This window comes from Bartonella sp. TS82HLJMH (genome assembly GCF_042193495.1).
Classification (GTDB): Bacteria; Pseudomonadota; Alphaproteobacteria; order Rhizobiales; family Rhizobiaceae; genus Bartonella; species Bartonella grahamii.
The window spans coordinates 88,446-111,112 of sequence record NZ_JBHILU010000001.1; the positions used below are offsets into that span (position 1 = coordinate 88,446).

Below are 22,667 nucleotides of genomic sequence, written 5' to 3' on the forward strand. Positions count from 1 at the left end.
ATGCAAAATGATAGTATCTTATTGTACTGTATAACACCGTTATTTATGACAATGATATAAGGAAGCCCCCTTGGCTAAACTTCCCTAGCAAGTTAAGTATTTTTTTAATGCGTAGTGAATATTTTTAAGTCTGATCTGTCGATCCTTATGTAAGTGAAGCGTATGCGTGGTAGCCCAAGTAGAATCTGCTCAAAAAACAACCGAACTATTTACAGACCAGCAAAGGTTAAGAACCCTCATCCTTAGGGCAGGATAAAAATCAATCTTATAAACAATATGATGAGTCAGTATACTCATTTAAAGAACCGGAAACTACGTCTTTATAGGTCTAGCAATTCGCTTTTTATTACCAAAAAAATTGAGATAACGTTGTACTTCTTTTGAATCACCGATCGTTTTTTCAGGATTATCTGAAAGCTTTACGGCTGGTCGACCATTGGCATAGGTCACCTTACAAACAAGGGAAAGAGCATCAAGAGTTTCGATTTCCTGAGGTGCACAGCCTGTAAAGTCATTGGTAAGATCCGTGCCCCATCCAAAACTCATGCGCACTCTACCATGGAAATGATGATAGGTTTTTTCAATTGTATTGACATAAAGAGCATCAGAAAAAATTAAAAGTTTTTCGCGTGGATCTTTTCCTTTTTCTTTCCACCATTGAATAATACGTTCGCCACCTTCAATAGGGGGTGCACTATCGGGTCTGAAACCTGTCCAATCAGCGACCCAATCTGGTGCATTGCGTAAAAATGCTTCTGTACCAAAGGTATCAGGTAAAACAATGAGAAGATTTCCACCATAATAACGGTTCCAATCTTGCAAGACTTGATATGGAGCTCTGCGTAATTCATCATCGTTGTTGCTGAGAGCCGCAATAACCATGGGCAATTCGTGTGCATTGGTTCCAAGAGCTTCTAAATCCGTATCCATGGCAAGAAGAACATTAGAAGTTCCAGTAAAAGAATTACCAATGCCTTCTTTTAATGCTTCCACACACCAGCGCTGCCATAAAAAAGAATGGCGACGCCTTGTCCCAAAGTCAGATATTTTAATATCAGGCAATTTTTTGAGACGTTCAACTTTACTCCACATTTTTGCTTTAGCACGCGCATAAAGTACATCAAGAGCAAAACGATCTAGTTTTTTGATAGCTGCACGTGAACGTAATTCACTGATAATAGCAAGGGCTGGAATTTCCCACATAGAGCTATGAGCCCACGAACCATAAAAATGAAGCATATATTGGCCATCTTTGCGGGTTAGTTCATATTCTGGGAGTTGAAAATTCTCAAGCCACTGAAGAAAATCCGGTTCAAAAATTTGTTTGCGTCCATAAAATGTATTACCAGCAAGCCAGATCATTTCTTTTTTTGTAAAGCGCAAACTAAGAGCATGATCAAGTTGAGCACGTAATTCACTCTCGTCAATATCATCGGCAAGACGTATTGTTTTAGAGCGATTTATGAGGGAAAAAGTAACATTAACATCAGGATACAACCCCCAAATCATCTGTACCATAAGAAGCTTATAAAAATCCGTATCAAGAAGTGAACGAATAATGGGATCAAGTTTCCAAGTATGATTGTAAACACGTCTAGCAATATCCGGATGATTCATAACCTTTTTCTTTCAGTTTCATAAAATCTAAAATATTATGCACCAACACGGACAATATAGGCGGTGCGATATAACAACTCTACAGTTTTGGGCAAGAATAAAAAAGTCTGCTCTCTTTTTCATCTTTCATCTCTAAGATTTAACAATACGTATAATTTCATGCTGACCTGTTTTGTGTAACTTTATCCCCGCATGAACTTCGGTATATTTTTTGCCATTAACATGGAGCATATTTTTAGGTCCCCATTTTACTTTAATGGTATAAACGGCATCATAAAACTTCATTGTTGCTTCATATTTTGGCCAAATAGAGGGTAAATGTGGCTGTAAAAACAACAGGTCTCCCTGACGCTGTATTCCAAGAATAGCTTGTGTTGCAGCGCGATAAAACCAACCGGCTGAGCCTGTATACCATGTCCAACCGCCTTGACCACATCGTGGTTCAACAGAATAAATATCTGCGGCCATCACATAAGGTTCAACACGATAAGTTTCAGGATCTTGTCCATGGGTAATCGGGTTAATCATAGAAAATAACGCATAAGCTTTATCGTTTTGCCCCATTTTTGCCAATGCTAAAATACTCCAAATGGCACCATGCGTGTATTGACCACCATTTTCTCGGATTCCTGGAGGATAACCTTTTATATAACCAGGCTCAAGTGTGCTTTTGTCAAAAGGTGGCCAAAAAAGGCGAATAAGTCCGCCTTTTTTATCATAGAGATGTTCCAACATTGATGTCATTGCTTGCTTTTGATGTTCAGGCGACGCCATTTGAGAAATGACAGCCCAAGATTGAGCAATGGTATCAATTTGGCATTCATCATTGATTTTAGAACCAAGAGGTGTTCCATCATCAAAATAACCACGTCGATACCAAGCACCATCCCAACCGTTTTCCTCTAGAGATTTTGTTAAGCGTTCAAGGTATGTACTCCATATTTGCATATGGCTGTTATCACCACGTTTTTTGGCCAAAGGAATAAATGCTTGTAATGTAGTACCAAGAAACCACCCTAACCAAGTGCTTTCACCTTTTTCTTCCACACCTACCAAATTCATGCCATCATTCCAATCCCCACCTAAAATAAGAGGGAGACCATGGGGTCCACAACGTTTAATGGCAAGGTCTAAAGCTAAAACACAATGTTCATAAACTGTTGCAACCATTGAGGATTGGGTGGGTTGAAAATAAGCATCCTGTTGCCCACTTTTGAGCATATCGCCTTCAATAAAAGGAATGAGCGTATCAAGAAAGGTATCATCGCCAGTGGTATTGACATAAAGAGCTGTTGCATATGCAAGCCAAACAATATCATCAGAAATGCGCATACGAACACCAGCATTTGTATCGGGTAACCACCAATGTTGCACATCTCCTTCAAGAAATTGGTGCGCGGCGGCGTTTAACAATTGTTCACGTGCCAGTTGGGGTTCAAGTAAGAGCAAAGACAAGCTATCTTGCAATTGGTCGCGGAAACCGAATGCGCCACTAGCTTGGTAAAATCCTGCACGTGCCATGATGCGGCATGCATAGGTCTGATAAGGGAGCCAATGATTGACCATAATATCAAAAGAGGGATCCGGTGTTTTAACTTGAAAAGGAGAAACAAAATCGCTCCATTGCTGTTTTTGTTTTGTGAGCAGAATTTCAAAATCACTTGCACGTACGTGATTAAGTAATTTTTCAGCTTCTTGTCTATTTTCAGCACTGCCAAGATAAAAGATGATTTCTTTTGTTTGCCCTGCTTGAAGATCAATATCATAGGAAAATGCTGAACAAGGATCACATCCTGCTTCAATGGTATTCGAAAGAGCACCAGCTTTACGGATCGCAGTTGGATGCGTTACGGTTCCCGTTGCACCAATAAATTCAGCACGATTGGTTGTGGTGCTGGTTGGCATTTCAGATGCCGATAAAAATGTGACTTGTTGAGATTTTTCAATGTGATAAGGATTTTGAATAAAATGTACACCCCTTTTGTCCTCATAAGAGGAAATAATGAAGGGGGCATATTTTGTACGGGTATTTCCCAAAACCCATTCAACATAATTATAAAGGCGTAAACTGCGTGGTTTTGTCCCTTCATTCGTGAGGGTAAGACGTGAAAAGCGAACTGGTTTTTCCGGATCGAGTGTATGAGTCAGTTCTAATGCAATTTCTGAATGTGTCGATTTAAAAGTTGAAAATCCAAAACCATGACAAGCCTCATAGACAATATTTTCATCACATTCTACAGCAGAAACGGGTGAAAAACGTTTTAAAGACTGGCGATCAACCAGATAAAGTGCTTCTCCTGGCCGGTTAGATGTTGGATCATTTGCCCAAGGAGTTAATTTATAATCGCGGCTATTGTTACCCCAAGTAAAAATTGCACCTTCAGCAGAGACATGAAAACCAAATTTGTGATTAGCGATGACGTTAATCCACGGGTGCGGTGTGGTTGTACGTCCATGAAGACGTATTACATAATGGTTATACTGGTTAAAACCACCGTAACCATTCCAATATTTTAGATCTTCTCCATTTATGGGAAAAGAGGATGGTTTTCGTTGGCTAATAAGACCAATGGAAGCAAAAAAATTTTGTTCAGTTTGTGTTGTAACTTGCCTTCCTTCGTTATATTTTTGGTAATCTAATTGATCATGCAATTCATGATAATTTTTATGAACTGTAAGATCAAAATCACTCTCATCAAATCGTTTAAGCTGTTCAGATAAAGAGCCATTTTGGGCATCAAGAACGATGCGCGCTGATGCAAGAAGCGTTTTAAAACTTTGTTCATTTATTTTGTCACGCTGAAGCATGAAAATATGTTGGCGTTCATCTGCCTCTTGTGCGTGGTGTCGATAAGATTCACAGACCCATTCAAGAGCCCGTTGTGTATTTTGTATATAGGAAAATACTTGTTCATTGAGAATTACCAAATCAACGATGAGTCCGCGCATACGCCAATATTCGTGTGCTTTAAGGAGCTCACGCAGTACAGAGATATTTCCCTCGTTATTTAATCTAAGGAGACAGAGTGGATTGTCTCCTGAAATGGACATAGGCCAAAGATCGGACTGTTTTCCAAGCGTTTTTGCTAATATTTCAGGAGAAAGACGCCATGTTCGATCAAGGTAGATAAGCGATGTGGCATATTTTTGATAGACAATAGCTTCTTTAGGCTGGGTTCCGCTCTGATACAGTGCGACTTGTGAGCGCGTCCATGCCCTTGAAAGTTCTTTTTGAAACATATCGGGTTGTCGATAATGTTTAATATGATTATGCAGCGCTTCTTTTGTATGAGCAGCAAAAGTCCAAAAAATAAGTTCTGCTTTTCCATATGCTGAAATTTTGATACGGCATCGCAATGACATAATAGGATCAAGAACACAACCTTGACTGTTACTGAAACGAGTATTTTGGTCAAATGCAGCGGGCCGATGAATAGATCGACCCCGCCCAATAAACAGAGAGCGATCCGTTTCAGCTTCTGTCTCTTGGAGAATATCTGTTGTACTAGAGACAAAATGGGCAACATAGATTTCAGGATCGCTAGGTGAGCGTTTGCGCCTTTTAGCAAAAATTGTTTTACCTTCCTCAGCAATTTCTGTCTCTATAAACATACGGGAAAAAACAGGATGAGCTTCGTCTGTATCCATTGTGGCAAGCGCTAATTCACCATAAGAAGTCACTTCAATGAGGCGCTCTTTATTTGTCGTATTCATCAGTTGAATACGTCTACCTTCGCCACATCCTTCAGATGTAATAAGACATTCAAGTGTTGATTTTATACCATCAACCATTTTTGTATATTCAGCCTTTTCATCTGTAAAAATGCTGACAGCTTCTTCTTCAATAACACGTGTTGGCTCACTAGTAACAGACCACCACCGTCCACTATGCGTATCGCGTAAGAAGAATAAAGTACCTTGTTGATCTTCTGTTGCATCAGGAATAAAGCGCGTAATCGCATAATCGTGCCACCGACTGTAGCCAGAACCATTCGCTGTTAGCATGGTAAAATAAAAGCCATTAGACAAAAGTAACGTTTCTCGTGGTTTGAGCAACGGGTTTGTAATAATGCGCAAAGGAGCGGCGTCAAGTGCTTGAGACTTATTGCGCATACGATTAACAGCTTTGGTATGAATAATAGGAATGAGATGAGGCGCTCTTTCCTGTAACAGCAATTGCGTTGCTTCAATAATGGGATCACGGTGAAAACGGTCACGCATTCGCCCTTGAAAAATAACATTGTTAAGAGCAAGGATAGACATGCCATGATGGTGCGCATAATAATTGCGTACAACAGCGTATTTTTCCCCTGTTTTCACGCGTGAAGGGGTAAAATCGACAGAGTCATAATAACCATATGTTCCTAAAGCTCCAAGATCACGAAGTCGTTTTAAATTAGCGACAGCGCAAACAGGAGCATATTGTGCCGCTAGAAGGCTGGCATAGGGAGCAATGACAGCATTGCGTGAAAGACCACGTTGGAGTCCGAGGTTTGGAACACCAAAATGAGCGTATTGGTAATTCATTAAATGATCGCGAGCGTTAAATGCGGCCTCTGAAATACCCCATGGCAATTCCCGTTTATGAGCATATTGTATTTGACAACGAATAATCAATCGATTTGTTTGATCTAGGACAGATCCTAAAGGTTCATGCATTACGAGAGATGGCATAAGATATTCGAACATCGATCCAGACCATGATAGGAGCGCACCTTTCCAACCTATGGGTACGAGGAGTCGACCAAGACAAAACCAATGTTTAAGTTTTATGTCTCCTTTTGCGATAGCAAAAAAACTTGCAAGACGTGCTTCTGAAGCAAGTAGATCATAACAATTTTCATCGAGTTTGTTTTCTTGAACACGATATCCAATGGATAAGAGATGCCGTTTAGGCTGTTCTAAAAAGTCAAATTTCATATCAAAGGCTATTTGCCGTGCAACTATAGCCAACCTGTTTAGTTTTTTACGTAATTTTTCAGTATCACAATGAGCAGTCGCATCATGATGATAAGCGTTACAGGTATCGATAAGGCATTTAGCCCAAGAAAGCGCACGAGCAGATTCTATCGTTTGAATTTTGTGGTCAAGTTTACTGACTAAGTGCACAATATCGTGGGCTGCATGTGAAAGGTCTATGATGTGAGAAGGAATCGTATTTTCTTGTTTTACAAAAGTGAAGACAGAGTCATGAAAACGAGTGATGTTTTCTTCGATTTTTTGACGTAAAGAGCGTAAATTGGGTTGATGATCTGGAATTTCTTTGACAGTTTCTTCAAGAATAACAAGAACATCCGATAAGCCTTCCCGATCACTTTGAAAAAAAAGAGGCGGTTTTTCAGCCCATTCACTTAAGGCAGAAGCGAGTGTTATCAAATGACCGGCAAGATTTCCTGAATCAACGGTTGATACATAAGTAGGTAAAAGAGGCCTGAGTGTATCCGTTTCATACCAATTATAGAGATGACCACGGAACTTTTCCATTTTTGTGAGAGAGCGTAATGTACATTCAATACGGGTAATGGTCTCTTCAAAACCAATCCAGCCAAAATCACGTGCAGCAATAATAGAAAGGAGATAAACGCCAATATTCGTAGGAGATGTACGTTGAGCAACAAGAGGTTCAGGATCTTCTTGAAAATTATCGGGAGGCAAATAGTTGTTTTGTGCATTGACAAAGGTTGTATAATAAAGCCATGTCCGCCGTGCAATAGAGCGAAGTTTTTTTTCATCTTTTGAGGAAAGATCAAGGCTATCTTGAAAGGTTGAAGGTTGACTCACAATCCAAGCAATGAAGGGTGAAAAAAACCATGCTATCCCAAAAGGCAAAGCAATCAAGCTTGCAAAACTATCAGAAAAAAGAGGAAGTGCTACAGTAAGGGCACCAATAAGCGATGCTGGTGCCATTATAAAAACATAGAAACGCAAACTATTGGGCATTGATTTTGTTGCGGCAGAAGTTTTCCATTCAAGAAGATGCTGTTTTGAAATCATCATACGATAGAGTGTACGAATAATCGCATCGGTCATAAAATACGCCGAATGAGCAAGAAACGTCGTTTTAAGAAATATATCAGCGCTTGTAAGAGCAGTTTTGTTCCAAATTAATTGAAAATGTCCACGCAAAGAATGATCTATATTGGACGAGACTAGCGTTTTTAATACACATAGAATGGGAGAAATGAAGGAGCTAAACAACAAGAATATTTGCCAGACAATTGCACTCTTGAAAGACAAAAAAGTCCATCCTGCAAATGCTGCGATTAACCACATAAGTGGAGTAAGAGAACGACGTAAATTATCCTGCATTTTCCAACGCGTCACGGAACTTATTTGACGGTGGGAAAAAAGATAAGGCAAAAGCTGCCAATCACCGCGAATCCAGCGATGATAACGCATAACATCAATATTATAAGCGGTTGGATAGTCTTCAATGACTTCTATGCTACTTACCAGAGCAGTACGAGCATAACCTCCTTCTAAGAGATCATGACTAAGAATAGTATTTTCTTTAATTTTGCCATCAAGCGCTTGTTCAAATGCATCAATATTATAAAGACCTTTACCGATAAAGGTACCTTCTCCTAAAAGATCTTGATAAGTATCAGAAACAGCAAAAACATAAGGATCAATGCCACGGTTGATAGAAAAAACCCGTTGGAGAATTGATGTTTTTTTTCCTGTTGTAAGAGAAGGAATAATGCGTGGTTGTAAAACGCTATAGCCTTTTACAACCTTTCCACTTTGCGGATCAAAAATGGGATGATTGAGTGGATGATTAAGCTTTCCAACAAGTTTCGCGACGCTCTCTGGAGTAAGACGTGTATCACAATCCAGCGTCATAACAAAACGGCAATCCATAGGAAGGTGTGGATTGGGAGGATAAAAGCTTGTGTTTTTATCGCCTCTTAAGAGCCGATTGAGTTCATGAAGTTTTCCTCGCTTTCGTTCCCATCCCATCCAACATTTTTCGCTTGTATTATAAAGGCGTCGGCGATGTAAAAGGAAAAAAAGAGGAAGTTCATCACAATGATAACGACTATTGAGTTTATCAATACTCTTTTGCACATAGTGCAATAAATCAAGATCATCTTGCGTTTCTCTCAATGGAGCATCCACCCAATCTGTAATGAGTGCAAAATGAATGGCACCTTTAGGATTGGAAAGATAGTGCACTTCAAGATTGCGCACTTGTTCATCAATATCATCGCGTGATGTCATCAAAGTAGGTACAACAACCATTGTCCGTGCATGTTTTGGAATACCTTCTTTATATTCATAGCCAATGAGTTGTCTTGATGGGACAAACCATGAAACAACAGTGTTAAATAAAGCAAAAGCAGCATCGATAGCAGGAAAAAGCGCTAATACAGTAAAGCAAAAAGACATCCCTAATGTCATGCCAGATATTTGTAAAAGGGCGTAAATTACAAGCAAAAGAGCGAGCGTCAGAAAAGAGACAGGAATGGCGATAACTCTCAATTTTGAGCAACAGGAAGCTCGTGTCCATTTTATGAGAAAGGGCGGGATATATCCACAAGCCTTTTCAAATATGCCACGACCATCATCAACAAGGTACCACCCCACACAAGAATGATGAGGCATATCTTTAGAAGTGGAATTTGCCATTTCTACAACTTTATGTGCAATTTCCAGCTCACTAAGAGGCGAAAAGCGTGCAACTTTTTCAATGACTTGTCGATAAATATTGCGTGAGTGAGAATCAATTTCAGAAAAATCACTATTTTTACGCAAAATAGAATCGACACAACTCACTGTTTCAAACCATGCTGTCCAATCAACATCATCTATAGCTTTAAGAGCACGGATAATATTTCCCATGGTCACACCATCTGCTGCTTGTCGGGTATGTTCATCAGCTGTTGCAATCTCTAAGCTACTGCCTTGGCTTTTCAATTGCTTTTCAAGCCAAGTTAATGCTACGGTTGAATCGACAGATGCACTACGCAAGCGATAGAATAAATGTGCTGAAAACGTTGGATCAACAGTAAATGGTTTATACTGCGTAAAGAGAGAGTGTAGATTTGTTTTATTTTCTACAAGAGAAATTTTATCAGCTACTTGACTAGCAAGATGGCGCATATGTCGCGCTTTTTCGATACGTACTGAAAGACGACGGACATTTTCAATGAGCAGCATTTGCATAACAGAAGGAAGAGCCCACAATTCACCAATTGTGAGCGCACAAACTTCTTGAAATCCATTGGTCATAGCAGTGAGTGTTTCTTGTGAAAAGCTGCTATCGGTATGCGCAATATAAAGCCAAGTTAAAGCAAAAATTCGTGGTATTTCCGCTTTGTGTGTAGAAAGAGGAAGTTGCTTTATGAAGGACTTAGGTAGATTACGACGTAGCTTTTGTATAGTTTTATCAATGGTGTAATGATTATCAATGAGCCATTGAGCAGACGGTGCGATAGTCTCATCATTTCGGGCTGCAAAATCACTGGTATGAAAGGCATTAAGAATAAGTTTCGCATTTTCATTCAATCTCTTGCGAAAATCTTCTACTCCTTCATATTCAGGGAGTAAAATTTCTTTACCAGAAGCTATATCATGCCCTAAGTTATAAAGATCTTCCCGTACCTTATAAATTGCACGAAGAGGAAAATCCGTATTAATAAAATGGTTTTTTTTCTCTTTTTGAGAAAAAAAGCACTTTATGAAAGGTATTATGCACGTCATAATGTCCCATTGTTATTCAATTACATCGTTTTTTATTTAAATTGTAAGCATTTTATCTGAATAGTGAACCGTTGATAGACAAAAAAACAAACTTTTTGTTTTTAGTTGCAAGCATTTATAATTTTTTACGCAATAATTAGAAAATAAGCAGACAATTTTTTAGAAAATAAAAAGGTCACCCTAAAATGAGTGACCTTAATAACACCGTAAGCTTTAATGATTGATGATTAATCTTGTTCTTGTTTTTTTAAAGCAGCACCAAGAATATCACCAAGAGAAGCACCCGAGTCTGTAGAACCATATTGTGCAACAGCTTCTTTTTCCTCTGCAATTTCTAAAGCTTTAATCGATACTGAAATTTTACGTGTTTTTTTATCAAATGCTGTGATGCGAGCATCAACCTTTTGCCCAATTGCGAAACGCTCAGGACGTTGCTCATCACGATCACGCGCGAGATCAGCACGCCGAATGGTTGTCTCAAGGTTGTGGTCAATCAATTTTACACCAATGTCATTGTCGTTAACAGCAATCACTTCGCATGTTACAACAGCACCTTTTCGCAATTCGCCAGAAGCCGCTGCTTCTCCAACTTTATCGCTGGAAAGCTGCTTAATTCCAAGAGAAATGCGCTCTTTTTCAATGTCAACATCAAGGACCACAGCTTTAACGATATCGCCTTTATTGTAAGTATCAATGACTTGTTCACCAGGACGGTTCCAATCAAGATCAGACAAATGAACCATACCGTCAACATCGCCTTCAAGCCCAATAAACAGACCAAATTCTGTTTTATTTTTAACCTCTCCTTCAATTTGCGAATTGACAGGAAATTTATTGGCAAAAGCTTCCCATGGATTTTCAAATGTTTGCTTTAAGCCAAGAGAAATACGCCGTTTAGAAGGATCAATCTCAAGAACAACCACTTCTACTTCTTGTGATGTAGACAGAATTTTTCCAGGATGAACATTTTTCTTCGTCCAGCTCATTTCAGAAACATGGATCAGCCCTTCGATTCCTGGCTCAATTTCAACAAAACCACCGTAATCAGTAATGTTGGTGACAGCACCCGTAATTTTTTTACCAATCGGATACCGAACACTGATACTTTCCCAAGGATCACTTTCAAGCTGTTTCATTCCAAGAGAAATACGGTGTGTATCTTGATTGATGCGAATAATCTGAACTTTAATCGTTTGACCAATTGTGAGGACTTCAGATGGGTGGTTAACACGCCGCCATGCCATATCTGTAACGTGCAAGAGACCATCAATCCCACCAAGATCAACAAAGGCACCATAATCTGTGATATTTTTCACTACACCTTCAACAATTTGGTTTTCTTCAAGATTTTGTACAATTTCTGAACGTTGCTCGGCGCGACTTTCTTCTAAAACAGTACGACGTGAAACCACAATATTGCCACGACGACGATCCATCTTCAAAATTTCAAAGGACTGAGAATTATGCATGAGAGGTGAAACATCACGAATGGGACGAATATCAACTTGGCTGCGCGGCAAGAAAGCAACGGCACCATCAAGATCGACTGTAAAACCACCTTTTACTTGGCTAAAGATCACTCCATCAACGCGTGCACCAGCATTGAATTTTTCCTCCAAACGGACCCAACTTTCTTCGCGCCGTGCTTTTTCACGCGATAAAACAGCTTCACCCATCGCATTTTCAATGCGTTCAATGTAAACTTCAACTTCATCGCCAACTTGCAAAGAACCGTCTTTTGCTTTAGCTCCAAATTCTTTGAGAGGAATACGTCCTTCGACTTTAAGACCAGCATCAATAATGGCCATGTCTTTTTCGATTGCAATAACACGACCTTTAACAACAGATCCTTCATTAAGATCATTGGTTTGAAAAGATTCTGTTAAAAGGGCTTCAAAATCCGCTGTTGTGGGATTGTATTGTGACATAAGAACTCCTAATATATACCTTGTGTTATAAGGTATGAGCGCTAGGTTAGTGTTAACATAAGCAACTCCCTGCCTTTCTCCTTGAATAAAGGAAAAAAAGTTAGCGCTAGGCTGGAAGTCACCTTAACGAATTTATCCAATTATATGCATTTTTATGATTGGATCAATAAAACTACATGCAATTTCAAATGTTGCTTCTATACTCAATTCTGACGTATCAAGCAAGTGGGTGTTTTTTGCTGGTTTTAGTGGACTTTGTTTGCGCATTATATCGCGACTGTCGCGCTGTTCAAGTTGAGCTAGGATTTCATGATAATTTGCTTGAACACCTTTTTTTAAAATCTCCTGGTAGCGACGTTTGGCGCGCGTTTGAACATTGGCTAGAACATAAAACTTAATATCGGCATCAGGACAAACAATAGTTCCGATATCACGTCCATCAAGCACACAGCCAGGCAAAACTTTAGCAAAGTTGCGTTGTTTTTCGACAAGAATTTTGCGTACAGCAGGGTTAATCGCTATTTTTGAAGCCGCTTCACCAAGTTCATGAGAAGAAAGAAGGGAAGGATTTAAAGTATTAAAATCAAGTTCTTTAGCATAAATAATAGCATTTTTTTCATCATTAAGAGCTAAATTTTGTTGTAAAAGCGTATGAGCAACACTACGATAAGTAAGACCAGTATCAAGATGGCGAAGACGATAATGTGCAGCAATTTTGCGTGCTAAGGTTCCTTTGCCTGAGGCTGCAGGTCCATCAATGGCAATAACAAAAGGCTTCAAGCGATTTTCCCCCCAAGTTGTTTTATAAAAGGAATAAATTCTGGAAAGCTCGTAGCGATCATTCGTTTATCATCAATGGTAACAGGTTTTTCTGATACAAGCCCAAAAATGAGAAAACACATAGCAATTCGATGATCAAGATGTGTGGAGACATGTCCACCACCCAAACCTTTGGCAGAACCTTTCCCATAAACAATAAGAAAATCTTGACCTTCTTCACAGTCTACGCAATTAATTTCGAGTCCTTGAGCAACAGCAGACAGTCGATCTGATTCTTTTACACGCAATTCTTCAATTCCTAACATCACTGTTTTGCCTTCTGCAAAGGCTGCTGCTACTGCCAAAGCAGGATATTCATCAATCATCGATGGAGCACGTTCTTTGGGCACCATAACGCCTCTAAGAACCGATGATTTTATCCGTAGATCAGCAACATCCTCTCCACCTGTTTGACGTCGGTTCAAAAATTCAATTTGAGCACCCATTTCCCACAATGTTTCGATAAGTCCTATTCGAGAGTTATTTATCAAAACATTTTCAATGGTGATATCAGAGTCTTCTACAAGAAGGGCTGCAATAATTAGAAAAGCAGCAGAAGAAGGATCACCCGGAATATGAATCGTTTGCCCAGTAAGATGGGGTTGACCGTTCAGATGAATCAAATGCGCACCTTCATTATCTTTTTCTATTTCAAGTTGTGCACCGAATGCTTTTAACATTTTTTCCGTATGATCTCGTGTTAGAACTGGTTCAATAACAGTTGTAATGCCGGCGGTATTGAGTCCAGCAAGCAAGACTGCTGATTTAATTTGGGAGGAAGCTATTGGAACACGGTAACGAATCGGATTAGCCATTTTCGGACCATAAAGCGTTAAAGGAAGGTGATCGTCGTGCGTTGCTTCAATTTCAACCCCCATGAGACGCAGCGGATCAAGGATACGTCCCATTGGACGTTTAGAGAGAGAAGCATCACCAATAAAGGTTGTTTTCATATGATATGGACCAACCATTCCCATAACCAAACGAGCACCCGTTCCAGCGTTTCCAAAGTCTAAAGGTTTTTGTGCAGCTAAAAGGCAACCATTCCCTGTTCCTCGTATGGTCCAGAAGTCATCTTTTTTAATAATACAGGCACCCATAGCTTGCATAGCAGCAGCTGTATTGAGTACATCAGCGCTTTCAAGTAATCCATGAATATGTGTCTCACCACTTGCTAATCCTCCCAATATAAGAGAGCGATGAGAGATTGATTTATCTCCTGGTATTTTAATTTTTCCAGAGAGACTACTCGATTTATAGGTGGTTATAGGGATTGCTTTTTGCATGGAAATTCTATTTAATTCTATCTAACTTTTATGAAATTGTGCATCCTTTAGCACATGCTTTAAAAGACGTCATGAAAAAATCACTGTGGAACAGTGTATTTATCTTTGACAAAGGCATTATTTTTCGATTAAGCACCATAAAATTTATCTTTTAATGGAATAATAGTTAATCAAAGAGGCACGGTTTATGGCAAAACAAGAACTTGGAACTAAACGTGTTGATCCAGAAACAGGAAAAAAATTTTACGATCTAAATCGCGATCCTATTGTGTCGCCCTATACAGGAATTTCTTATCCGCGTTCTTACTTTGAAGTTGCAGCAGCTGAAGCGAACAATGAGGAAGACGTTGATGCTGAAGAGCTTGATACAGCACTTGAAAAATCTGCTTTTATGCTTCTTGAAGAGGATGATGAGGATTCTAAAGATGACGATCTTCCTGATTTAGAAGATAGTGATGTAGATCTCGGTGATGACGATGATACATTTTTATCTCATGATGATGACGATGAAGATGATGACGTTACTGATATTCTCGGAGGCGGTGTTTCTAATGATGACGATGCTTAAGAGAAGTGAAAGAGGATATCTTTTCCATTGAATGTAAATTCTTCTTGATCTTCAATTTTGATCGTTCTAAAAAGCTGAAATTGTATACTTTCCTTTTGGAAAAATTTGTTTTTATAGGGGCTATAGCTCAGCTGGGAGAGCGCTTGCATGGCATGCAAGAGGTCAGCGGTTCGATCCCGCTTAGCTCCACCAAAAGGACCAGATATTCTATCAAGGGAATTAATTATAGTATCAATTATAATAGAGAATCTGTGCATCAATTTAAAAGATTTATGTGCTATTAAATCATCATTCAAATAGCGCCTGTTCCTTGCATTTTAATGATATTATAACACATTTTTAATCATTTGTTGGATTATAAAATTTTACTGTCGTAACCGTGAAAGTAGATAATTTTTATGCTTTGCACAAATACAGAAAATGATCTGTTTAACTTACGTCTTGTTTTAAAGGACAAAATTTGAATTCCCTTTATCACAATATTTCCACAAAATCATAATAATGTTGGCTATCGATATCTTTTTAAAAGGTACGAAGTATCTAAACGAAGATGAGAGAATAAAATATTAAAATATACTTCTCAATTATTGTGAATCAGAACTTTTTTCGAGTATTTTTAGCCTGATCAGATGTCCTGCCAATTAAAAAATTGCCCACCTTGGGTAGCATCTACCTGCTCAATACTAAGGTATATTCACGTTTAAATAACATATTGAATCAATTAATTTTGTTTCCTTGCCCGTCACAAGCAAGGTTGAGTTGTAAAAGCAAAGTGGCGCCATCATTATATGTGCTAATTCCCAATGTTGCCGATAATTCTTACTTTTGAGAATGTTCATAAAAAACATTTTTAGTCTTTTCTTTCACAGTTTTTATCCACATGCCAATTACGCTTGTTATGTGCAAGCCAATTGTTTTTATTGATTTAACCTCAAGAGATCTGAAATGATAAAACCCTACGCCATTCGAGATTCTTACTTTAATATGATGCTCGAATTGCATTTTTTTTGATTGCTATTTTATACGTTAACAAAGAAAATATTCATGTAATAATCAGCCAGTAATACGCATAATGAAAATAAAAAATGAGATTAAATTTTAAAATTTTTCTTTAATAATCTCTGTTACTTAGACCTGTGCGAAATACCAGAGCCAAATAGGAGACAGTTTCCATTGTAAATTTTTTAAACAAAGGAGGTAAAAATATCGAGAGTGCACTCAAATATATTGTGTATTGCAAAAGCTTTCTGTCTCTTTGGTTTATTCTAAAAAATAACAATTTATTTCATTTGACAATCGGAAAAACGATACAGTTTTACCACGCCATAAGAAATTTGGCTCTCAAATAATTTTACCGCAAAAATTCCCTAATTGAGATTTTCAAAAATCTTCCCTAACGCCATCCACATCTCTTTAATTGCTGTTCATAGAGCCTAGATATCCTTGCCATGCGCTGTGCTGCCTGTGAAAGTGCAGCAGAGACACGCCCGCCACGCGCATAAGCACCATGTCCCATATGATAATTTAAATAAAGGCTATATGCATCATCAAATCTCACTCCATTGCGTTGAACACTTTGGCGATGGTACCAAGCAATAAAATCAGCAGAATCTGCAAAATTCGTACGCCATGCAAAAGATCTGCCCGTAGAGCGAAGATACATTGCCCATGTACTATCAAGCGCTTGAGAATAACCATAGGCTGTCGATTGACGCTTCCATGGAATAAAACCAAGTAGTTTTTTACGTGGAGGACGTGCATTGTGACGAAAGCTCGATTCCATATTAATGGTTGCAAGAATAATAGGCATAGGAATCCCATAGCGCAGTTCTGCACGTTTAGAAGCCTTACCCCAATTGTCAAAAAAACCATTTTTTTGTGCCAAAATAGCACAAGCGTTGTTTGTGTGTATGGGAGTGGTTGTTGCACACCCATCTAGCAGAAACACCAGTGCCCCTAAAAACAAAAGGTGTCGCATATTCCTATTCCTCTCGTTTAAGAAATAAAACAAGATAGAGGTACTAAAAAAGTATTACCAATCAATAAAGAACATGATCTGACTTGTGATATTTAAGAAGCTTGCTTTGCTTTATTCCTCATCAGCAAAACGCAATGTTTGCGACTGAGATAATGTTGTCATTTTTGTTGGTTCGGAGTGATTCTCTTTTAATTCGACAGTTTCAATGCGATTTGCTCGTTTCATAATTTTGGAGGACGATATCAAAATTCCCTCTATATCTTCACCTGCTTTGTGAAAGTGCTTCTGTAACGCACGAACACGCGTATCCATTCGTCCAAAATCTTCCATCAATTTTGCTACTTCTGATTGAATTAAATGCGCTTGTTCACGCATACGTGCATCTTTCATAATGGTTTGTACCACTTGGACAGAGAGCATCAACAAAGATGGTGAAACAATAATCACATGGGCTCTATTGGATTTTTGTACCAGTGCTTCAAAGTCCTCATAAATTGTTGCAAAAATCGATTCAGATGGCACAAAAAGGAAAGCAGTGTCATGGGTTTCTCCAGGAATCAAATATTTTTGTGCAATATCACGAATATGGACCTCCATATCGGTACGAAATTGGCGTTCTGCCTCTTGACGCTCTTGCGCTGATTCTGCCTTACGCATAGCATTCCAAGCCTCCAGAGGGAATTTAGCATCAACAACAAGAGAAGGGGCTTTATTGGGCATATGAATGAGACAATCTGGGCGCTTTCCATTGGAAAGAACAGCCTGAAAAGCATAAGCATTTGTTGGTAAGGCATCGGCAATAATTGCTTCCATCCGCCCCTGACCGAAAGTACCACGTGTCTGCTTATTGCTTAAAATGGACTGCAACTGAACAACTTGTCCCGTAAGCGATTGAATATTATTTTGTGCCGCATCAATTACTGCTAAACGCTCTTGCAAACGATTCAAATTTTCATAAGTGGATTTGGTCTGTACCTGAAGTGTTTGGCCTAAGCTTGTTGTCATCCCATTGAGTTGCTCACTAAGTGATTTATTCAATTCAGCCTGCCGTTGACCAAAAATTTCCGCCATCGTTTGCATTCTGCCTTGCATTTCAGCTTGTGTTCTCAGCAAGGTAGCCATCTGCATTTGTGCCTCCCGTGCGCGTTCAGCAATTTCATTTTCCAAAAATGCTTTTTTTCGATGAGAATGTACCAACATAAAAAATGCCAAACAGACAAGTAAAAATAAAAGCAAAAGCATTAGCTTAGAAAAAAACTCACCAGTGAGTATGGAAAAAAACGAATCAAACATAAATTGTAATATAACGCTCTTATTGTAAAAAAACGCAAGAATCCGTTATTCAATATTGACCAATAACAAACCATTGATTAATCTCTACTTATGCCAATGAGATCTTTAGTTACTTTACCTGATCCGATTTTACGGGAAGTGTCCAAACCCGTTGACCAGGTCGATTTAGCTCTCCAAAAACTTGCGGATGATATGTTGGAAACCATGTATAATGCTAAGGGCGTTGGTCTTGCTGCTATTCAAATTGGTATACCGCTACGTATATTGGTTATAGATGTCTCTGGAAATTCTGAAGATGAGCAGAAAAAACCATTTGTTATTATCAACCCTGAAATTTTATGGCTTTCAGATGAGCGTAATATTTATAAAGAAGGTTGTCTTTCTATTCCTGACTATTTTGCAGAAGTTGAACGTCCTAAACGCCTTCGTGTTCGCTATCAGAACCGTGAAGGAAAACAAACAGAAATTGAAGCAGACGATCTCTTGGCAACTTGTTTGCAACATGAAATTGATCATTTAGATGGGCGCCTTTTTATTGATTACATTTCAAAGATCAAACGCGATATGGTGATACGAAAATTTAAAAAACGCGCAAAAGAAAAAAACATGCAGGAAGCAGTTTTGTAATGGCTTTACGATTAAGTTTTATGGGAACACCAGATTTTTCTGTTCCTATTTTACATGCTTTATTGGATGCAGGTCATGATGTTGTTGCTGTTTATAGTCAACCCCCTCGCCCAGCAGGACGTCGAGGACTTAAATTAATCCCTTCACCTGTTCACAATGTAGCAAAAGAGAAATCTATTCCTATCTTTACGCCACAAACACTCAAAACAATCGAACAACAGGAGCAATTTGCAGCACTTTCTGTTGATGTTGCTATTGTGGTAGCTTACGGACTCCTTTTACCCAAAGCTATTCTCGAAACACCGCGTTTTGGTTGTTTTAATGCCCACGCTTCACTCTTACCACGTTGGCGTGGTGCTGCACCTGTTCAACGAGCAATTATGGCTGGTGATAAAGAAACAGGTATTATGATCATGAAAATGGATGAAGGACTTGATACGGGACCCATCGCTCTTTCTCGCTCCATCCCCATTACTGATAACACCACCACTACTGAGCTTTTAAACAAACTTTCACATATTGGCGCAGAACTTATGATAGAAACCCTATCAACTCTTGAAAAAGGACAACTTAAACTGACCCCACAATCAGAGACAGGCATCACCTATGCTGCCAAAATCAAAAAGGAAGAGACCCGCATTGATTGGACAAAACCTGCAGAGTTTATTCATAGGCATATCCGTGCGCTCTCTTCTTCTCCTGGTTGCTGGTGCAATATGAATATTGGGGGACGAGAAGAACGTGTAAAAATTCTTGATAGTCGCTTAACAACAGGTCCTTCTCTTGAAATTGGACGGATCGAACCAGATTCTTTGATTGTCCATTGTGGACAAGGGCGGATAGAAATAACCTCTCTCCAAAGATCGGGTGGTAAAATCCTTGATAGCGCAACCTTTTTGCGAGGTGCTCATATTTCTGCTGTTTTTTAAGATGCCACGTTTTAAACTCACTCTTGAATATGATGGTTCAAATTATGCTGGTTGGCAGCGTCAAGCAAAACTTCACACTGTACAAGGAGCTCTTGAACAAGTAATCTTTTCCTTTAGTGGACAACAATTGACTATAACAACAGCAGGAAGAACCGATGCGGGCGTACACGCTACGGGACAAGTTGCGCATGTTGATTTCATAAAAAACTGGCATCCCCATACTGTACGTGATGCGCTCAATGCTCTTTTACGTAAACAGGGAGAAGCGATTTCAATCTTAAACGTACAAAATGTCCCTGATGACTTTGATGCACGATTTTCCGCTGTAAAACGCCATTATCTTTTTAAAATTCTTAATCGTCGCTCTCCACCAGCCTTAAATGCCAAACGCGTGTGGTGGTTGCCAAAGCCTCTTAATGCTGAAGCCATGCATGAAGCTGCTCAAAAGCTTGTAGGAAAACATGATTTTACCACTTTCCGTTCAGCTCATTGCCAAGCCAAAAACCCTATTCGCACCCTTGACCGTTTGGATGTTCAAAGAGAAGGTGAAGAAATTTTCCTTTATGCGCAAGCTCGTTCTTTTCTTCATCATCAAATCCGTTCATTCGCAGGAAGCCTCATGGAAGTGGGTATTGGACGTTGGACAGCTCAAGATCTCGAAGCGGCTCTTCATGCTAAAGATCGTAAACATTGTGGTGTTGTTGCTCCTCCTTCAGGTCTTTATTTAACCAAAGTAGAGTATTAATTATCCTTCAAGAGTGAACGTCTTAAAAATCATCAAGGCAGTTTATAAAAAGAACGAATTTCTTCAAAAGCTTCTGCTGCTGTATTGACAAATTTCACAAAATTAACATCAGTAGGAGAAATTGTACCTTGTTCAGACAGATACTCAAAATTGATAGTATTGCTCCAAAATTCTTTGCCAAACAATAAAATTGGTACCTGTTTCATACGCCCCGTCTGTACTAAAGTTAGCGTCTCAAACAATTCATCCAGAGTCCCAAATCCTCCAGGAAAAATAGCTAATGCTTTCGCTCGTACTAAAAAATGCATTTTGCGCATCCCCAAATAATGAAAATTGAAACACAAATGCGGCGACACATACGAATTAGGCTCTTGCTCATGTGGTAAAATAATATTCAAACCAATCGTTGGGGCACCAACATCACAAGCACCACGATTTCCCGCTTCCATAATTCCTGGTCCGCCCCCCGTAACAACCACAAATTCACGATATTCTGTCGTAGCAGAATAAAGTGAGCACAAACGCGCAAATTCTCTCGCTTCATCGTAATAATGTGACATAGCACGCAAATTTTTCTTTTGTATTTCATTTTTTGCAGCCCACGCTGCTTGCCCAGATTCAGGAATACGCGCACCACCAAACAAAACAACTGTTGATTGAATATCATATTCTTTAAGGGTTATTTCCGGCTTTAAAAATTCAAGACCAATACGTTGTGAGCGCAACTCTGGACGCATCATAAAATCTTGATCGATATAGGCTAAACGATAAGTAGACGAACGCATTTGTGCTGAATTAGAGATTTTATGTACTTTTTGTAGAGCATCCTTCGTATGGAGAAGTGGTGTCCAATTTTCTTGCTCTCCTTTTCTTTTTTCTTTACAGCCTTTTTTCATGCACCTATCCTACTTCCTCATCGTTTTATTGACTGAACACATTTCTTCGCGTAGTTCATAGAGAATAAATCTTGAAGCTTTCAACTTGTTTAACGGAACTCTCGTCATGACCCATCTCACACAACTTGAAATGATTATTGAACAAGCTTTTGACAATCGCGATTCCATCAACACTACCACAAAAGGTGAAATCCGTGAGGGTGTCGAACATGCATTGAACCTTCTTGATAAAGGTGAAATCCGTGTTGCAGAACGACAAAAAAATGGACAATGGCATGTTCATCAATGGTTGAAAAAAGCGGTTTTGCTCTCTTTTCGACTTAATCCTATGCAAATTATCACTGGTGGAATCAATGGAACACATTGGTGGGATAAAGTTCCTTCAAAATTCTCTGGTTGGCAAGAGGCAGATTTTAAAAGTGCTGATTTTCGTTCCGTTCCTGGAGCCATTGTACGTCATTCTGCTTACATTGCACCCAACGTTATATTGATGCCATCCTTTGTTAATCTTGGTGCTTTTGTCGATGAGGGTACAATGGTTGATACATGGACCACCGTTGGTTCTTGTGCACAAATTGGTAAACATGTCCATCTTTCTGGCGGTGTTGGTATTGGAGGTGTTTTGGAACCACTGCAAGCAAATCCAACAATCATTGAAGATCATTGCTTTATCGGTGCTCGCTCTGAAATTGTTGAAGGCTGTATTATCCGTGAAGGTGCTGTTTTGGGAATGGGCGTCTTTATTGGAAAATCTACAAAGATTATTGATCGTACAACAGGTGAAATTTTTATCGGTGAGGTACCTGCCTATTCAGTGGTTGTGCCAGGTTCTTTCCCTAGAAAACCTTTACCAAATGGTGAAGCAGGACCAAGCCTTTATTGTGCCGTTATTGTAAAACGCGTTGATCAAAAAACACGAGAAAAAACATCCATTAATGATCTTTTACGTTCTTAAACACAATATTAATTCATAATAATATTTCATCGTTTTTTTTACTTAAATAATAACCTCGAATACAAGAATTCTCTCAAGTGATAAGGACTGTCATAATATTTTGAGCTTAAAAAGAGTATGATAGGTGCGCTTTGCACCTTTATGACGCGTAAAGACGGTGATGCCAAATGGATTTTATATCATTCACAGTGTATGTTACTTTATATTTTTCATAGCCCCTATTGTGAAATGGAATTTGATGCATTGAGTGATGATTCACTAAAACAAGCACACCAATATACAACATAAATGTATTTCGTTTAAAGCATTCTGTTTTACGTGAG

Annotated in this window: 14 protein-coding genes and 1 tRNA gene; 7 read left to right on the forward strand and 8 right to left on the reverse strand. The window is 39.0% G+C overall.

Annotated features, from left to right (window positions below):
* Positions 1 to 312: 312 nt before the first annotated feature.
* From pncB to aroA, 5 genes are all read right to left on the reverse strand, one after another.
* Complete coding sequence (gene pncB, locus ACFIKO_RS00345) at positions 313 to 1,617, reverse strand: nicotinate phosphoribosyltransferase (RefSeq protein ID WP_375619255.1); 1,305 nt, start codon at positions 1,615 to 1,617, stop codon at positions 313 to 315.
* A gap of 132 nt (positions 1,618 to 1,749) precedes the next feature.
* Positions 1,750 to 10,320, reverse strand: coding sequence for a GH36-type glycosyl hydrolase domain-containing protein (locus ACFIKO_RS00350; RefSeq protein WP_375673035.1), 8,571 nt, complete (start codon positions 10,318 to 10,320; stop codon positions 1,750 to 1,752).
* 227 nt (positions 10,321 to 10,547) lie between these two features.
* A complete protein-coding gene (rpsA, locus tag ACFIKO_RS00355; RefSeq protein ID WP_026500132.1) occupies positions 10,548 to 12,248 on the reverse strand; it encodes a 30S ribosomal protein S1 in 1,701 nt (566 codons plus the stop codon).
* A 132-nt stretch (positions 12,249 to 12,380) separates the two neighbouring features.
* Positions 12,381 to 13,028, reverse strand: a complete 648-nt coding sequence (gene cmk / locus ACFIKO_RS00360) for a (d)CMP kinase (RefSeq protein ID WP_375619253.1) — start codon at positions 13,026 to 13,028, stop codon at positions 12,381 to 12,383.
* Entirely contained in the window at positions 13,025 to 14,353 is a 1,329-nt protein-coding gene (aroA, locus tag ACFIKO_RS00365; RefSeq protein ID WP_375619252.1) for a 3-phosphoshikimate 1-carboxyvinyltransferase, read from the reverse strand. The genes cmk and aroA overlap by 4 nt, the downstream gene beginning before the upstream one ends.
* Positions 14,354 to 14,540: 187 nt before the next feature.
* Here aroA and ACFIKO_RS00370 point away from each other — a divergent pair, with 187 nt between their 5' ends.
* Entirely contained in the window at positions 14,541 to 14,921 is a 381-nt protein-coding gene (locus tag ACFIKO_RS00370) for a TIGR02300 family protein (RefSeq protein WP_012754501.1), read from the forward strand.
* A gap of 116 nt (positions 14,922 to 15,037) precedes the next feature.
* Positions 15,038 to 15,113, forward strand: a tRNA-Ala gene (locus ACFIKO_RS00375).
* A 1,201-nt stretch (positions 15,114 to 16,314) separates the two neighbouring features.
* Here the strand turns inward: ACFIKO_RS00375 and ACFIKO_RS00380 are convergent.
* Together ACFIKO_RS00380 and ACFIKO_RS00385 are read right to left on the reverse strand one after the other, a co-directional pair.
* A complete protein-coding gene (locus ACFIKO_RS00380; RefSeq protein WP_375619251.1) occupies positions 16,315 to 16,899 on the reverse strand; it encodes a hypothetical protein in 585 nt (194 codons plus the stop codon).
* Positions 16,900 to 17,010: 111 nt separating this feature from the next.
* The gene (locus tag ACFIKO_RS00385) at positions 17,011 to 18,192 is read right to left on the reverse strand and encodes a DNA recombination protein RmuC (protein WP_375619250.1); all 1,182 of its coding nucleotides are present in this window, start codon (positions 18,190 to 18,192) and stop codon (positions 17,011 to 17,013) included.
* Positions 18,193 to 18,282: 90 nt separating this feature from the next.
* On the opposite strand from ACFIKO_RS00385, the gene def reads away from it, so the two are divergent.
* The 3 genes from def to truA are packed head-to-tail and all read left to right on the forward strand — an operon-like array spanning position 18,283 to position 20,493.
* A complete protein-coding gene (def, locus tag ACFIKO_RS00390) occupies positions 18,283 to 18,819 on the forward strand; it encodes a peptide deformylase (protein ID WP_375673036.1) in 537 nt (178 codons plus the stop codon).
* A complete protein-coding gene (gene fmt, locus ACFIKO_RS00395; RefSeq protein WP_375619248.1) occupies positions 18,819 to 19,748 on the forward strand; it encodes a methionyl-tRNA formyltransferase in 930 nt (309 codons plus the stop codon). The genes def and fmt overlap by 1 nt, the downstream gene beginning before the upstream one ends.
* 1 nt (position 19,749) lies before the next feature.
* Positions 19,750 to 20,493, forward strand: coding sequence for a tRNA pseudouridine(38-40) synthase TruA (gene truA / locus ACFIKO_RS00400; protein ID WP_375619247.1), 744 nt, complete (start codon positions 19,750 to 19,752; stop codon positions 20,491 to 20,493).
* 32 nt (positions 20,494 to 20,525) lie between these two features.
* Here the strand turns inward: truA and ACFIKO_RS00405 are convergent, their stop codons facing one another.
* The gene (locus ACFIKO_RS00405) at positions 20,526 to 21,389 is read right to left on the reverse strand and encodes an LOG family protein (RefSeq protein ID WP_375673037.1); all 864 of its coding nucleotides are present in this window, start codon (positions 21,387 to 21,389) and stop codon (positions 20,526 to 20,528) included.
* A gap of 106 nt (positions 21,390 to 21,495) precedes the next feature.
* Here ACFIKO_RS00405 and dapD point away from each other — a divergent pair, with 106 nt between their 5' ends.
* A complete protein-coding gene (dapD, locus tag ACFIKO_RS00410) occupies positions 21,496 to 22,344 on the forward strand; it encodes a 2,3,4,5-tetrahydropyridine-2,6-dicarboxylate N-succinyltransferase (protein ID WP_375619245.1) in 849 nt (282 codons plus the stop codon).
* 141 nt (positions 22,345 to 22,485) lie between these two features.
* Positions 22,486 to 22,632: a hypothetical protein gene (locus ACFIKO_RS00415; protein ID WP_375673038.1), complete on the forward strand. Its 147-nt coding sequence runs from the start codon at positions 22,486 to 22,488 to the stop codon at positions 22,630 to 22,632.
* Positions 22,633 to 22,667: the final 35 nt, after the last annotated feature.

Bases quoted from the DNA above. Each gene is read 5' to 3' on its own strand.
- pncB (WP_375619255.1), bottom strand. From the start codon at position 1,617: ATGAATCATCCGGATATTGCTAGACGTGTTTACAATCATACTTGGAAA.
- ACFIKO_RS00350 (WP_375673035.1), bottom strand. From the start codon at position 10,320: ATGACGTGCATAATACCTTTCATAAAGTGCTTTTTTTCTCAAAAAGAG.
- rpsA (WP_026500132.1), bottom strand. From the start codon at position 12,248: ATGTCACAATACAATCCCACAACAGCGGATTTTGAAGCCCTTTTAACA.
- aroA (WP_375619252.1), bottom strand. From the start codon at position 14,353: ATGCAAAAAGCAATCCCTATAACCACCTATAAATCGAGTAGTCTCTCT.
- ACFIKO_RS00370 (WP_012754501.1), top strand. From the start codon at position 14,541: ATGGCAAAACAAGAACTTGGAACTAAACGTGTTGATCCAGAAACAGGA.
- ACFIKO_RS00380 (WP_375619251.1), bottom strand. From the start codon at position 16,899: ATGCGACACCTTTTGTTTTTAGGGGCACTGGTGTTTCTGCTAGATGGG.
- ACFIKO_RS00385 (WP_375619250.1), bottom strand. From the start codon at position 18,192: ATGTTTGATTCGTTTTTTTCCATACTCACTGGTGAGTTTTTTTCTAAG.
- def (WP_375673036.1), top strand. From the start codon at position 18,283: ATGCCAATGAGATCTTTAGTTACTTTACCTGATCCGATTTTACGGGAA.
- fmt (WP_375619248.1), top strand. From the start codon at position 18,819: ATGGCTTTACGATTAAGTTTTATGGGAACACCAGATTTTTCTGTTCCT.
- truA (WP_375619247.1), top strand. From the start codon at position 19,750: ATGCCACGTTTTAAACTCACTCTTGAATATGATGGTTCAAATTATGCT.
- ACFIKO_RS00405 (WP_375673037.1), bottom strand. From the start codon at position 21,389: ATGAAAAAAGGCTGTAAAGAAAAAAGAAAAGGAGAGCAAGAAAATTGG.
- dapD (WP_375619245.1), top strand. From the start codon at position 21,496: ATGACCCATCTCACACAACTTGAAATGATTATTGAACAAGCTTTTGAC.
- ACFIKO_RS00415 (WP_375673038.1), top strand. From the start codon at position 22,486: ATGACGCGTAAAGACGGTGATGCCAAATGGATTTTATATCATTCACAG.